This window comes from Salinicola acroporae (genome assembly GCF_003206615.1).
Lineage (GTDB): Bacteria > Pseudomonadota > Gammaproteobacteria > Pseudomonadales > Halomonadaceae > Salinicola > Salinicola acroporae.
Window position 1 is genome coordinate 59,840 of sequence record NZ_PZJW01000007.1, and the last position, 14,086, is coordinate 73,925.

Annotated in this window: 10 protein-coding genes; 7 read left to right on the forward strand and 3 right to left on the reverse strand. The window is 66.2% G+C overall.

Features of this window, described 5'->3' with window-relative positions; genetic code table 11:
* Positions 1-43 precede the first annotated feature (43 nt).
* Both DOM54_RS13060 and DOM54_RS13065 read left to right on the forward strand, forming a co-directional pair.
* Positions 44-2,581: a GNAT family N-acetyltransferase gene (locus tag DOM54_RS13060; protein ID WP_276309682.1), complete on the forward strand. Its 2,538-nt coding sequence runs from the start codon at positions 44-46 to the stop codon at positions 2,579-2,581.
* A gap of 127 nt (positions 2,582-2,708) precedes the next feature.
* Positions 2,709-3,221, forward strand: coding sequence for an RNA polymerase sigma factor (locus DOM54_RS13065; RefSeq protein ID WP_110716765.1), 513 nt, complete (start codon positions 2,709-2,711; stop codon positions 3,219-3,221).
* 18 nt (positions 3,222-3,239) lie between these two features.
* Here the strand turns inward: DOM54_RS13065 and DOM54_RS13070 are convergent, their stop codons facing one another.
* Together DOM54_RS13070 and DOM54_RS13075 are read right to left on the reverse strand one after the other, a co-directional pair.
* Positions 3,240-3,707, reverse strand: a complete 468-nt coding sequence (locus DOM54_RS13070) for a GNAT family N-acetyltransferase (protein ID WP_110716766.1) — start codon at positions 3,705-3,707, stop codon at positions 3,240-3,242.
* On the reverse strand, positions 3,704-4,948 hold the full coding sequence (locus tag DOM54_RS13075; RefSeq protein WP_206019101.1) for a hypothetical protein: 1,245 nt from the start codon (positions 4,946-4,948) through the stop codon (positions 3,704-3,706). Before DOM54_RS13075 ends, DOM54_RS13070 begins: the two co-directional genes overlap by 4 nt.
* Positions 4,949-5,197: 249 nt before the next feature.
* On the opposite strand from DOM54_RS13075, the gene DOM54_RS13080 reads away from it, so the two are divergent.
* From DOM54_RS13080 to DOM54_RS13100, 5 genes are all read left to right on the forward strand, one after another.
* The gene (locus DOM54_RS13080) at positions 5,198-5,965 is read left to right on the forward strand and encodes an ABC transporter ATP-binding protein (RefSeq protein WP_110716767.1); all 768 of its coding nucleotides are present in this window, start codon (positions 5,198-5,200) and stop codon (positions 5,963-5,965) included.
* Between the two features lie 147 nt (positions 5,966-6,112).
* Complete coding sequence (locus DOM54_RS13085) at positions 6,113-7,864, forward strand: MFS transporter (protein ID WP_110716768.1); 1,752 nt, start codon at positions 6,113-6,115, stop codon at positions 7,862-7,864.
* The gene (locus tag DOM54_RS13090) at positions 7,861-9,894 is read left to right on the forward strand and encodes a RecQ family ATP-dependent DNA helicase (RefSeq protein ID WP_110716769.1); all 2,034 of its coding nucleotides are present in this window, start codon (positions 7,861-7,863) and stop codon (positions 9,892-9,894) included. Before DOM54_RS13085 ends, DOM54_RS13090 begins: the two co-directional genes overlap by 4 nt.
* A gap of 119 nt (positions 9,895-10,013) precedes the next feature.
* Entirely contained in the window at positions 10,014-11,273 is a 1,260-nt protein-coding gene (locus tag DOM54_RS13095) for a putative DNA modification/repair radical SAM protein (RefSeq protein ID WP_110716770.1), read from the forward strand.
* A 26-nt stretch (positions 11,274-11,299) separates the two neighbouring features.
* Complete coding sequence (locus tag DOM54_RS13100; RefSeq protein ID WP_110716771.1) at positions 11,300-12,220, forward strand: TIGR03915 family putative DNA repair protein; 921 nt, start codon at positions 11,300-11,302, stop codon at positions 12,218-12,220.
* Between the two features lie 26 nt (positions 12,221-12,246).
* On the opposite strand, the gene DOM54_RS13105 is transcribed toward DOM54_RS13100, so the two are convergent.
* A complete protein-coding gene (locus DOM54_RS13105) occupies positions 12,247-13,923 on the reverse strand; it encodes a multidrug ABC transporter permease/ATP-binding protein (protein ID WP_110716772.1) in 1,677 nt (558 codons plus the stop codon).
* Positions 13,924-14,086: the final 163 nt, after the last annotated feature.

Here is a 14,086-nt window from a genome sequence, read left to right on the forward strand (position 1 = left end):
CTCGCCAGTTCGCCATTTCCGTTTGCCGTCAGGAGAGAGACGCATGAATCTACCGCAGAGCCGGCTTACCGCCGCCAGGATGGACGACGCCACGGGCAGCGTGAGCGACCACGAGACGAAGGCCCCGCCGCCCAGCAGCCTCTATTCGCCCGAGATTCGCTTTCGTCGCGACTGGCCGGGTATCGGCACCCTTGCTCTTCGCCCCCTCGCGCTGGATCAGGATATCGCGCTCGTATTCGACTGGGTCAGCAGCGAACGGGCCCGTTTCTGGGGCATGAATGGCGACACCCTGGATCAGGTCGCCGCCTTCTACCGGGACATGCAGCAGAGCGACGGCGCCCAGGCGTTCATCGGCCTCCATGACGGCCAGCCGGCGTTTCTGGTCGAGTGCTACGACCCCCGTCAGGATCCGGTCGGCGAGCAGTACGCTGTCCAACCCGGCGACCGCGGCATGCACTTCCTGGTCGCGCCGAAAGCGCCGGCGGCCGCGCCGATCCACGGTTTCAGTCAGGCCGTGATCGATACCGTCGTGGCCTTCCTGTTCAGCGATCCGGAAACGCGCCGCATCGTCGTCGAACCGGACGTCACCAACGACAGGGTCCACCCGCTCAACCGCCGGGCGGGATTCGTCTACGAGGGCGAGATCCGGCTGGCGGAGAAGACCGCTCGCCTGGGCTTCTGCACCCGCGAGCGGTTCGAGACGCTGCACGCCTCGCAGCGCCGCGACACTGCCATGGGCGAGGCCAGCGCCCACCTGCGGCCCGATCGCTGGCGGCGCGCCAACCGCGACCTGCTGTGCAAGGCGATCAGCGAGTTCGCCCACGAGCGACTGCTGCAGCCGGTCGCGGAAACCGAGATCGACGCCAACGGCTGGGCCGATTACGCCCTCGCCACCGATAGCGACGATATCCGCTACCGGTTCCGCGCCCGGCGGATGGCACTGGATCACTGGCGGATCGACAAGAGAACGCTGGCCAAGACGCGCGACGGCGCCTCCCAACCGCTGGACGTGGCGCAGTTCCTGCTCGAGTGCCGCGCGCGCCTGGGCATCGATCCCGACAATCTGCCCACCTATCTGGAGGAGATCGCCAGCACCCTGGCCGGCATGGCCTACAAGTCAGGCCGTGACGTGCCGCCGGCCGGCGAACTGGCGCTGGCCGACTTCCAGACCCTCGAGACAGCGATGAGCGAAGGTCACCCCTGTTTCGTCGCCAACAGCGGCCGGATCGGCTTCGATATCGAGGACTATCACCGCTACGCACCGGAAGCCGGCGCCGCGATTCGCCCGCTGTGGCTGGCCGCCGCGCGCCACTGCACGGAGTACAGCGCCATCGAGGGCCTCGATGCCGAGACCCTGTTCGCCGAGGAGCTGGATGCGGACGTCCGCGAGCGTTTCGCCGACCGGCTGCGGGCGCTCGGGCTCGATCCCGATGACTACCTGCTGATGCCGGTCCACCCATGGCAATGGCGCCACAAGCTGGCGATCACCTTCGCCGGCGAAGTGGCCGAGCAGCGCCTGGTACTGCTCGGCGAGGCGGACGACGATTACCGCGCCCAGCAGTCGATCCGGACCTGGTTCAACGTCTCGCGGCCCCGGCGACGCTACGTCAAGTTCGCGCTGTCGATCCTCAACATGGGCTTCATGCGCGGGCTGTCGCCCCACTACATGCGCGGCACGCCGGCCATCAATGCCTGGGTCGAGAACCTGGTCGCAAGCGACCCGGAACTGCAGGCACAGGGATTCAGCGTACTGCGTGAAGTCGCCACGCTGGGCTATCACCACGCCGGTTTCGAGGCCGCTACCGACAAGCAAAGTCCGTATCAGAAGATGCTGGCGTGCCTGTGGCGGGAGAGCCCCTATACCCGCATCGCGCCCCATCGGCGGCTGACGACCATGGCTGCGCTGCTGCACCGGGACGCCGATGGCGATGCGCTGCTGCCGGCTCTGATCGACGCCTCCGGCGTCGGCGCCCAGGCCTGGATCGAGCGCTATCTGGCGGCCTACATGACACCGCTGCTGCACTGCTTCTACGCCCATGACCTGGTGTTCATGCCCCACGGCGAGAACCTGATCCTGCAGCTCGAGGATCACCTGCCGGTCGGCGCGATCCTCAAGGACATCGGCGAGGAGACCGGCATCTTCGACAACGGCCAGTCGCTGCCGGAGGCGGCCCGCCGCATTGCGGTGGAGGTGCCGGAGCACCTGAAGATCCTGTCGATCTTCACCGACCTGTTCGACTGCTTCTTCCGTTTCCTCGCCGAGATCCTGGTGGCCTCGAACCAGCTTGAGGAGGATGACTTCTGGCGGTTGGTGGCGTCTTGCGTGATCGACTACCAGCGCCGTCATCCGCAATTCGCCGACAAGTTCGCGCGCTTCGACCTGTTCGCGCCCGAGTTCACGCTGTCGTGCCTCAACCGCTTGCAGCTGCGCAACAACCGCCAGATGATCGATCTGGCCGATCCGTCGAAGAACCTGCAGTTCGCCGGCACGCTGGTCAATCCCATCGCCGCCTATCGGCCCTCGAGTGACAGTAACAATCAGGAGGCGGGAAAGACCGGGACGCTGACGACGACGAACTGAGCCAGCCGTTACGCGAAACACGTCACCACCGGGCGGCACGAGGTGCCCGGTGGCAACTTATTGCTAATGATTCTCATTTTTGCCATGATCGCGACACTTTTGTCGTTCTGCCCGCGGGGCCGCCCTCATGCGCGAAGCAATGTTCGAATCCCTCTACCGTCAACACCACCACGAGCTGCTTGGCTTTCTCGATCGCCAACTCGGTTCTCGGGACCAGGCCGCCGATCTCTGCCATGACGCCTACCTGCGTCTGCTCGACGCGCCGGTACGCCGGGTGCTCGACAATCCGCGCGCCTACCTCTTCCGTATCGCTCGCAACCTGCTGATCGATCATCGGCGCCGCCAGCATCCCGAACTGATCGCCATCGACGCCCTGGAGCCGGTACTGGTCTGTCCGCGCGTCTGCCCGGAGACGGACGTATGCCAGCGGCAGTGTGTCCATCAGCTCACGCGAACGTTGGGCGCGCTCCCCGATCAGCTGCGCGAGGCACTGATCTGGCATCGCCTGGAAGGGTTGACCCAGCGCGAGATCGGCCAGCGCCTCGGTGTCTCGGAGCGTATGGCGGGACGCTATATCGCCCAGGCGGTGACCCGCTGCCAGGACGAGCTGGAGATGCTGGACGGCGAGCCACGCCACTGAGGCCCGGTGATCGGCCAGTCAGCCTTCGGCCGACCGATGGCCGGCTCGGTCGGGATACCACGCCATGCCGATGGCATGCGTCAGCTCGAAACCGAACTGGGCGTAGAGCCGGTGGGCCTCGCCGTCTGCCAGCAGGCTGACGAAGGCGTTTTCCGGCGCCTCGCGCAGAATATAGGCGCGGATCTCGGCCATGATCCGCTTGCCCAGGCCACGCCCCTGGTGTGCCGGCTGCACGGCGATATCCACCACTTGGTAGAAGCAACCGCCGTCGCCGACGACGCGGCCCATGCCCACCGTCTCGTTCCCCTCTTCCCCCTGATGGACGACCTGCACAGCAAACAGGCTGCCGGGCAGGCCGCGTTCAGCACCGGCGGCACTGCGTGGGTTCATGCCGGCCTCGTGTCGAAGCCGCATATAGGTCTCGATATCGGGCGGTTCGAGAACCAGGCAATAGGCCTCGTCGTCATTGCAGGCTTCGTGTTTCATAGCATGGGATCCGTTCTCGCATCGTTTTCCGGTCGAGACTGCAGTGTGCCATCGCCAGGCGAGCGTTGCCTTTTCATCAGCCATCGCGGCATTCCCGAGGTCGCTCTCAGCAACGGCACCAGTAGCCACAGCAACGGCGCCAGCAACCAGCGATAGACGAACCGGACCACGACCAGCAGCGGCAACAGCACCACCATCCAGAGCAGAAACTGTCCCAGCCATACCGGCCAGCCCAGCCATCGCGAGACATTGGCACCCAGCGCACTGACGAGACTGGGGTGACGCACGACCATGTAGGCCGTGCCGGTGATCGCGGCGACCTTGGCCGCCCGCGAAAGGCTGACGAAGCGACCGCCGCCGGCCAGTACGCCGCGTCCGGCGGCCCGCGCGCCCTGCCCCTCCACAGCGGCGCCGGCTCGCACCACCCGGCCGGCCCGCAGCACCTTGATCGCGCTGGCCATCACCAGCAGGTCGACACCCGCCCAGCCGATATCGGCCACCCCGATCGCCTCGCCGCGTCGCCACTGGCTCTCCAGGTCGCGCAGACCGCTGGTGAAGAGATCACCGAGGTCGCTCACCAGGCGCTCGCTCTGCAGCCATTGCACCTCGCCGCCGGGATCGACCACGAACTGCTGCAGAAAATCGTGGCCCTTGGCATCGAGAATGGCGATGGCGACCTGCCCACGGCGGGTGGGCGTCAATACCCTCTCGGCCGAATTCTCATTGCTTCTCGCCGAGGCTACGTCCTCGGCCTGGCTCGCGCTCTCGCCCTGGCCGGGAGAGACGTCCACGCCAGCATCGCTCGCGCCATCGTCCCACCAGCGCGCCAACCGTTCGCTCGCCGCACGGTAGTGGGTGCCCAACCAGTGCTGCGCCCGCAGCGTGGCAATATCGTGATCGCGGTAATAGACCACCGGCAGCACCGCATCCGCCCCGTAGCGCACCAGCACCCGCTGGAACGCTGGATCGAGTCCGTAATCGAGCAGTGCCGATCGCGCCAGATCACCGTGGTTCTGGATCGCCAGCCAAGCGCTGGTCCACAACGCCGGCTCGTCGGCATAGCTCAGGAAGAGCGCATTGATCGCCGGCGACTCCCCGGCCAGCCCATCGTCCAGCGACGGCAGGGCCCGCTGCGTCTCCAGTTTCACCAACCGCGGTTCGAACGGTTCGTGGGAAGCGACGGCGGACAGCGCGCCCGCGCCGACGAGCGCGAACAGCAGGATCAACAACCACGGTTTCACGGGCTCACGCTCCTTATCATGGGTCCACCCATCTCTTCATCGTTCCACGCTGCTCTTCATGGGTCCACGCCCCTCTTCATGAATTCACGCTTCTCTTCGTGGATTCACACTCCTCGGAGACGGCTGGTCGGCAGGCAGGGAAGCCGCCAGACGATAAACGGCGACAACTGTCTTTGATAACCGTTCGTATTTGAATTAGGATTGCATTCCGTCACGTGACCCACCACTCACCGCGAGGTTGCCCCGGCCATGTTCGAAGTCCAGTCGGCGAGCTTCGAGATTGCGGGCAAGGCGCTGCTCTCTCCCATCGATTTCACCTTCGGTGAAGGCCAGGTCTATGGCCTGATCGGGCACAACGGTTCCGGCAAGTCGACACTGCTGAAGCTGCTCGCGCAACAACAGCCGGTAAGCCAGGGCAATATCCGGCTCGATGGCCGGCCGCTGTCGCACTGGAAGCCCCGCGAGTTCGCCCGCCACGTCGCCTACCTGCCGCAACATCTGCCCAGCGCGGAGAACCTCACCTGCCGCGAACTGATCGGTTTCGGCCGCTACCCCTGGCACGGCCTGCTGGGTCGGCTCAACGGCCACGACCATCAGCAGATCGAGCGTGCCATCGCCCTGACCCACACCGAAGCCTTCGCCGACCGCTTGGTCGATACCCTCTCCGGCGGCGAGCGGCAACGGGTCTGGCTGGCCATGCTGCTGGCCCAGGGTAGCCGCTACCTGTTGCTCGACGAGCCGCTCGCGGCGCTCGACATCGCCCATCAGGTCGAAGTGCTGGCGCTGGTGCGCAAGCTCTGTCGCGAGCTGGGGCTCGGCGTGATCATCGTGCTCCACGACGTCAACATGGCCGCGCGCTACTGCGATCATCTGGTCGCGCTGCACAGCGGCAAGTTGCTTGCCGAAGGCGCACCCGCCAGCATGATGAACGATACCAACCTGGAAGCCATCTACGGCATCCCCATGCGGGTCATGAACCACCCCGCCGACGCCTGTCCCATCGCGGTACTGCAGTAGACGGCCATCGCCGCTGTCACCATGATACCCATCGTTTCCTGACATGGGGCTTGCCGGTTAGCGATAGCACTGGACCCTCGCAGGCGGACCAAGGATGCTAATCTCCAGGCTTTGCCTTCCGATTCGCCTCCTGTCTGCGAGCTTGTCATGCTGCAACCCGTTTCCCGCCAGAGCGACCTGACCCTCGAACCCGAGCAGACGCCGCCACGCCCGGCGGATGTCAGCACCTTCGCCCCGCTGGGCGTCCCCGCCTTCCGGATGATCTGGATCGCCAACCTGTTCGCCAACCTCGGCTTGTGGGCGCAGTCGGTGGCGGCGGCCTGGGTGGTGACCTCGAACGACGGTGGCGCAGTGGCAGTGGCGATGATCCAGGTTGCGGCGGCGCTGCCGCTGGTGCTGATGTCGATTGTCACCGGCGTGATCGCCGACAACTACGATCGCCGCAAGGTGATGCTGTTCGGGTTGGGCATCGAGGTGCTGGGCGGGCTGTTCGTCACCGCGATCGCCTTCCTGGAGCTGCTCTCGCCGGCGCTGCTGATCGCCTCGATCCTGTGCGTCTCCATCGGCGGCGCGATCACCACCCCGGCCTGGCAGGCGGCGGTCAACGAGCAGGTGCCGCGCAATCTGGTCTCGAGCGCGGTGCTGCTCAACAGCGTCAACTACAACGCCGCCCGCGCCATCGGGCCGGCCATCGGCGGCCTGCTGCTGGCGGCGGTGGGTCCGGCCTGGATATTCCTGCTCAACGTGCTCTGCTTCTGCGGGCTGATCGCCGCGCTGTGGCACTGGAAGCGCGCCGTGTTGCCCAAGTCGCAGCCGCCGGAGCGGCTGTGGGAAGGGGTCAAGGCCGCGCTGCATTTCGTCCAGTACTCCAGTGTCACCCGGCTGGTGATGATGCGCTCGTTCATCTTCGGCATCTCCGCCAGCGCGCTATGGGCGCTGCTGCCGCTGCTGGCCCATCAGCATCCCAGCGGCAGCGCCTCGCTCTACGGTTACATGCTCGGCGGCCTCGGAATCGGTGCCATCGCCGGCAGCACCCTGGTCAACCGGGCGCGCCAGCGGGTCGGCAGCAGCCGACTGATCAGTTTTTCCGCCATGCTGCTGGGGCTGGTGATGCTGGCGCTGGGCGGTCTCGATACGCTGTGGGTGCTGTTCCCGGCACTCATCGTCGGCGGCAGTTGCTGGATCGCGGCGGTGGCTTCCTACAACTCCTCGGTACAGATCCTGGTGCCGGACTGGGTCAAGGCGCGGGCGCTGGCGCTGTATCAGACTGCGCTCTACGCCGGGCTGACCCTGGGTTCGCTGCTATGGGGACAACTGGCCGAGGGGCTGGGCGTGCAGATGGCGCTGATGCTGGCCGGCGGATTGCTGATCGTCTCGGCGCTGCTGCTGCTTCCTTCCAAGCTGCCGAACCTGGACGCCGGCGATCTGATCGAGGCGCCGGAGGCCCACACCGATCGGCCCGATTTCGAGTTCAACCCGGCGCGGGGCTCGGTGATGGTGACCGTCGAGTACCGCATCGATGGTGACCATCTGCGGGAATTCGCCCGTGCCGTCCGCCCGCTGCGCCGGCTGCGGCTGCGCAACGGCGCCAAGCGCTGGTCGCTCTATCGGGATATCGTCGATCGCGACCTGTGGCAGGAGGTCTTCCTGGTGCCCAACTGGCTGCAGCATCTACGCATGCTGGATCGGTTGACCCTGGCCGACCGCGCCATCATCGACCGGGTCACCGCGCTGCACAGCGGCCCGGAGGCACCGCGCCTGCGCCACGGCGTCAGCTATCGCTCGTCGCGACACGCCCAACCGGCGTTGACGCCACACCAGACCGAACCGCCCGCCGAGAAGCCGGCCGATGCCCACTCGCTGGCTGCAACCGCGCCGTGGCCCCAGGAGAGAACATGACCCAGGCCAACATCCAGGGCGCCCGCGAAACCCTGCTCGACGTATTCGGCTTCGCAGACTTTCGCGGCGGCCAGGAGGCCGTCGTCGAGCGCGTCATCGCCGGTCGCTCCACCGCGGCGATCTTCGCCACCGGCGCCGGCAAGTCACTCTGCTATCAGTTGCCGGCGCTGCATCTGCCACATCTCACGCTGGTGGTCTCGCCGCTGCTGGCGTTGATGCAGGACCAGTTGGCGTTTCTCCAGCGCCACGGCGTGGCGGCCGCGAGCCTCGATTCGACCCAGGATCGCGATACCGTCCGCGAGATCATGGAGCGCGCCCGGCGCGGCGAGCTGAAGATCCTGATGGTGTCGGTGGAGCGGCTCAAGAACGAGCGCTTTCGGCACTTCCTGCGTCAGGTGGCGATTTCGCTACTGGTCATCGACGAAGCGCACTGCATCTCCGAGTGGGGCCATAATTTCCGGCCCGACTACCTGAAACTGCCGGATTACCAGCGCGAGTTCGGCATCCCCCAGGCGCTGCTGCTGACCGCCACCGCCACACCCGCGGTGATCGACGACATGCGCGCCAAGTTCGCCATCGCCGAGGACGATGTCGTCACCACCGGCTTCTATCGCAACAACCTGGAGCTGCTGGTCCAGCCGGTAGAGACCGACAGCCGCCTCCCCGCACTGGTCGAATGGCTGGCGCCGCAACGCGCACCACAACAGCAATCGTCCACCATCATCTACGTCACGCTGCAGCAGACCGCCGAGTCGGTGGCGAAGGCGCTGGCGAACCAGGGCTTTGCAGCGCGCGCCTATCACGCCGGCCTCGACAGCGAGACCCGGGACCGGATCCAGCAGGGCTTCATGGAGGGCGAGATTCCCTGCATCGTCGCTACCATCGCCTTCGGCATGGGGATCGACAAGGGCGATATCCGCAACGTCATCCACTACGACCTGCCCAAGTCGATCGAGAACTACAGCCAGGAGATCGGCCGCGCCGGACGTGACGGCAAACCGTCGCGCTGCCTGATGCTGGCCGGTCGGGACGGCCTGCGGGTGCTCGAGAACTTCGTTTACGGCGACGCGCCGGAACGCGAGGGTATCCGCCACGTGCTCGGCGAGATCGCCGACGCCGGCCGGCAGCCGGCGCGCCAGTGGCCGGTGCTGCTCAACGCGCTCTCCCGCGACAGCAACGTCCGTCTGCTGCCGTTGAAGACGCTGCTGGTCCGGCTCGAGATGCACGGCGTCATCGCGCCCCGCTTCGCCTACCTGGCCGAGTATCGACTGCGCTATCTCGACGAGACCGCCGACCTGGTCGCGCGCTTCGAGGGCGAGCGCGCCGACTTCGTGCGCCTGCTGATCGACAACATCGCCATCGCCAGGACCTGGGGAACGGTGGATTTCGAGCGACTTCATCAGGCCGGCGCAGCGGCGGGTATCGATGCCTCGCGCTCGAGGGTCATCGCCGCCCTGGAGTACTTCCAGGACAAGGGCTGGGTGGTGCTGGAAGGCAAACGCATGACCGACGTCTACGAGGTCCGCCAGCCCGAATTCGATATCGACGCGCTCGCCGATCGACTGCTGGCGGAGAGCCAATCCCGGGAGCAGGCGGAGATCGACCGCCTCCAGGCCATGCTGGACCTGTTCGAATCGGAAACCTGCCTGACCCGGCGACTCGCCGCCTACTTCGGCGATACCCGATTCAAGCACGGTGGCGCCCCGGCGGATCGCAGTCAGGCCGCCCAAGGCTGCGGCCACTGCTCGGTCTGCCACGGCCATGTCGCGCGTCTGCCAGGAGCGCCGCCGTTGCCCGAGCTGACCGATGCCGACTTTACCCGCCAGGCCGGGCCGTTCATCGAACGCCATCGCGAACAGCTCGGGACCTTGCCCGGCGCGCAGCGCATCGCTCATTTCCTGTGTGGGCTGTCGATGCCGGTGTTCACACCACTCAAGGCGCGGCAGTTGAACGGCTTCGGCGTCCACGAGCAGCGCCCCTACCCCGACGTCAGGGCGTGGATCGAGGAACGGATGGCCCAACCAGGCTGAGCGCTTAGCCTCTCCAGCGTCGATGCCCGCCTCGGATTCGGCAATCCACCTTGTCGATCTCGACAATCTCGAATACTGTATATTAAGACAGTATTCGAGATGGGTCACAGGATTGCCGCATGGAACTGATCGACAAGCTCTCCATCCTCGCCGATGCCGCCAAGTACGATGCCTCCTGCGCCAGCAGCGGCGCACCCAAGCGCTCGTCTCGCGGCAAGGCGGGGCTCGGTTCGTCGAACGGCATGGGGATCTGCCACAGCTTCACCCCGGACGGCCGCTGTGTCTCGCTGCTCAAGGTGTTGCTGACCAACTTCTGCCTGTTCGACTGCCAGTACTGCGTCAACCGGCGCTCGAGCAACGTGCCGCGAGCGCGATTCACGCCGGAGGAGGTCGTCCGCCTGACGCTGTCGTTCTACCGTCGCAACACCATCAGCGGGCTATTCCTGAGCTCCGGGATCATCCGCTCCAGCGATTACACCATGGAGCAGCTGATCCAGGTGGCGAAGCTGCTGCGCGAGACCTATCAGTTTCGCGGCTATATCCATCTCAAGGCGATTCCGGAAGCGGATCCCAGGCTGCTGGAGGAAGCCGGGCGCTACGCCGACCGGTTGAGCGCTAACATCGAACTGCCGACCCTGACCAGCCTCAAGACCCTGGCCCCGGAAAAGGAGCTCGGCACTATCCACTCGGCCATGGGGTACATGCGCCAGCGCATCGATGCCGCCAACGACAATGCCGAGAGGGATGCGAAGCGCCTGCCGCGCAGCGCCAACCCCAAGCGCATGGCGCCAACCTACGCGCCCGGTGGCCAGAGCACGCAGATGATCGTCGGTGCCGATGCCACCGATGACCGCACCATCCTCCAGTCCGCCCAGCACCTCTATCGCGACTTCCGCCTCAAGCGCGTCTACTACTCGGCGTTCAGCCCGATTCCGGAGCGCCCCGCCGGGCTACCCCAGGCCGCGCCGCCACTGCTGCGCGAGCACCGGCTCTACCAGGCCGACTTCCTGATCCGTGGCTACGGCTTCCAGGCCGAGGAGTTGCTGAACGCACCGGGCAACCTGGACCTGGAGATCGACCCCAAGCTGTCCTGGGCGCTGGCCCACCGCGACGACTTCCCGGTCGACCTCAACCGCGCCGAGCCGGCGATGATCGCCCGCATTCCGGGTATCGGGCTGCGCAGCGTGCAGCGACTGGTCGATCTGCGGCGACTGCGGCGCATCCGCTATCAGGACCTGGTGGCGTTGCGGTGTCGCCTGGAGACCTTGCGGCCCTTCGTGGTGACCCAGGACTACCGCCCCGCCGATGCCCAGCGTGACAGCACTCGCCTGCGCCAGAGCCTGACCCAACCCCAGCCGGCGCAGATGGCGCTGTGGTAGCGCCGCGTTCCGCAGGAGATCCCGCCATGGCCAATGCCTCGATGGGCCCGACCTCGTCCGCTGCCTGGGCCAACGACTTCGATGAGTGGCGCACCCAAGCGCGCCGGCTGCTTCACCTCGGCGCGCCCCCGGCCAGCGTGACCTGGCACGATGGCAACGCCAGTCATGACGATCTGTTCTCCTCGCGGGAGCCACCGTCCATGCCGCCAGGCTCGCCGCCGGCACCGATCCGGATCGGTCGCGACCAGTTGACGCTGCTGCGTAACGTCGCGCGCTATCGTGTCGAGGGCCACGACCCGCCGCGTTGGCCACTGCTGTACCGGGTGTTGTGGCGATGGGCCCAGGGCGACGCCGCAGCCATGCATCCTGCCGACGTCGATGGCCGCGTGCTGCATCAGCGCTGGCACGCGGTGAAGCGGGAAGCGCATCACATGCATGCCTTCCTGCGCTTCCACCGACGTGACGATGGGCGAGGTGAACGCTATCTCGCCTGGTTCGAGCCCGCCCACGACGTGCTCGACCTGGGCGCGGAGCACTTCGCCGACCGCATGGGCGGATCACGCTGGATCATCGCCACCCCCCGTGGCGGCGTAAGGTGGGACGGCTCGGCGCTGGACTATCGCACTCCCTGCCCGAAGGACTGGACCGACCAGGCCAGGACGGCCGCCGAGCACGCCAACGCCGACGAGGAGCACGCCCTTTGGCGGACCTATTTCGTCAGCACCTTCAACCCCGCGCGTCTCAATCACAGGGTGATGACCCAGCACATGCCGCAGCGGTTCTGGCGTCATCTCAGCGAGGGCGATCTGATTCCGGTGATGGAGGCCAAGGCCCGTCACGGCGGGCAACGCTTGGCCCAGGAGAGCAGTGTGGGCCAGCGCAAGGGCAAGGCGCTCCCGGGCGGCAGATCCGCCCTTTCCCGGTCGTCATCGGGCGACGACGGCTAGATGACGTGCGACGCCGTCCGGCCCTGTCAGGAGGTACCGATTCGCGCCACCGCATCCCGGCTGGCCAGTTCGCGCTCGTCGCCGGTCAATTCGCGCAGATGGCCCTCGCGCATCTCCAGCAGCCGGTCGGCGTGGGCGAAATAGTGATCGTCGTGGCTGATGGCGAAGACGGTGATGCCCAGTTCCCGAAAGCGCGGCATCAGTTCACGGTAGAAGGCGCGCCGGAACTGCGGGTCCTGGTCCGCGGCCCACTCGTCGAGCAACAGGATCTGTCGCTGTTCGACCAACGCCATCAGCAGCGCGAGGCGCTTGCGCTGCCCCTGGGAGAGCTCGGTATCGAGCACCTTGCCGTCGTCGAGCTGTAGCTTCTTCGCCAGCTGCAGGGTCTGCAGCCAGTTATCCAGCAGCGCGGGATCGGCACTGCCGCCATGCGGCCCCATCAACCGGTCGAACTGGTGGAAGTCGGTGTAGACCGCCGAGAAACGCTGGCGGTAACGGTGCCATTCCGACTCGCCGATGATCTCGTCATCAATGCGGATTTCCCCCGAGTGGGGTCGGTAGAGCCCGGTCAACAGTTTGGCCAGCGTCGACTTGCCGCTGCCGTTGCCGCCGATCAGATAGACCTGTTCGCCCCGTTCCAGACGCAGGTTGATCGGCCCGACGGCAAAGCCGTCCCGCCCTGCCCTGGCCGGGTAGCGATAGCTGATGTCGCGCATTTCGAGCACCTGCCACTCGCTGTGGGTCTCCACCAGGTCGAACCCTTCGCGGTATTCCGCCAGTGCCAGTTCGCGCAGCTTGTCGAACGACACCTGCGCGGTGATCAGCGTCGGCGTGGCACCGACGGCCTGAATCAGCGGCGAGCGCAGGAACAGCAGCGTCAGCGAGAACGTCGCGGCGACGGCCGTGTTGGACCAGCCCAGGCCATTGGCGAGGAAGAACACCACGCCGATGGCGCCCAGCATCATGATGTTGGTCCAGTTGCCGGCGCTCAGGTGATAGGTATCGGCGCGGATGATGTGATCGCGATAGGTTCGAGCGTCGGCGCCGTAGACCTCTTCCAGCAGATGACGCGCACGATCGCGATTGAGTGCCAGCTCCTTGCGGCCATGGATGATCGTCTCGTAATCCTGGTAGAGCCGGCTATCGGTGGCGCGGGTGATCCGAATATGGTGATAGACCTTCGATACCAGCCACCACCCGACCAGCATGGTCACGGCGATCCAGATGGCGGTGACCAGCAGCAGCGGCGGCGATAGCCAGAACAGGTAGCCGACGGAGGCCAGCGTGATGACGATCCCCTGGACGAGCTCCGGCAGGCGAACGAAGGCGATGGTCACGTTGCGGATGTCGCTGGAGAGGCACGACAGCAGATGGGCGCTGCCGAGCTGCTCGAGACGCTCGATATCGGTATCGAGGATGCGCTTGATCAGGCGGCCGCGCAGGCGATAGACGAAGTGGTGCCCCAGTGTCGTCAACGCCAGTTGCGACCCCAGCGTCACCGCCAGCAGCAGTGCCACCAGCCCGATGAACGGCAGCAAGGCCGTGACCGCACTGATTTCACCGCCAACCGGATCGGTGACGATCAGGTAGTGGTTGATGAAGGCGATGACGCCGATCCCCAGCGCCGCACTCAGCAGACTGAGCAGCATGACGCCGATGAACGGCCAGCGATAATGACGAAAGACGACGCGCAGTAGTTCCATTCGGGTTCCATGGCCGGCGATGGGGCTCGAGCGGACTGCCTGGCACGATGCCCCGCCGCCGCGGGTCGGCGAAAGGCGTGGTCGGTGCGCCGGCCAGGGCGTCGAGCGTGGCATTCGGCGCCGAGATGATCGGCTGACCGCAGGCGCGAATGATTCTGATCTT

Bases quoted from the DNA above. Each gene is read 5' to 3' on its own strand.
- DOM54_RS13060 (WP_276309682.1), top strand. From the start codon at position 44: ATGAATCTACCGCAGAGCCGGCTTACCGCCGCCAGGATGGACGACGCC.
- DOM54_RS13065 (WP_110716765.1), top strand. From the start codon at position 2,709: ATGCGCGAAGCAATGTTCGAATCCCTCTACCGTCAACACCACCACGAG.
- DOM54_RS13070 (WP_110716766.1), bottom strand. From the start codon at position 3,707: ATGAAACACGAAGCCTGCAATGACGACGAGGCCTATTGCCTGGTTCTC.
- DOM54_RS13080 (WP_110716767.1), top strand. From the start codon at position 5,198: ATGTTCGAAGTCCAGTCGGCGAGCTTCGAGATTGCGGGCAAGGCGCTG.
- DOM54_RS13085 (WP_110716768.1), top strand. From the start codon at position 6,113: ATGCTGCAACCCGTTTCCCGCCAGAGCGACCTGACCCTCGAACCCGAG.
- DOM54_RS13090 (WP_110716769.1), top strand. From the start codon at position 7,861: ATGACCCAGGCCAACATCCAGGGCGCCCGCGAAACCCTGCTCGACGTA.
- DOM54_RS13095 (WP_110716770.1), top strand. From the start codon at position 10,014: ATGGAACTGATCGACAAGCTCTCCATCCTCGCCGATGCCGCCAAGTAC.
- DOM54_RS13100 (WP_110716771.1), top strand. From the start codon at position 11,300: ATGGCCAATGCCTCGATGGGCCCGACCTCGTCCGCTGCCTGGGCCAAC.
- DOM54_RS13105 (WP_110716772.1), bottom strand. From the start codon at position 13,923: ATGGAACTACTGCGCGTCGTCTTTCGTCATTATCGCTGGCCGTTCATC.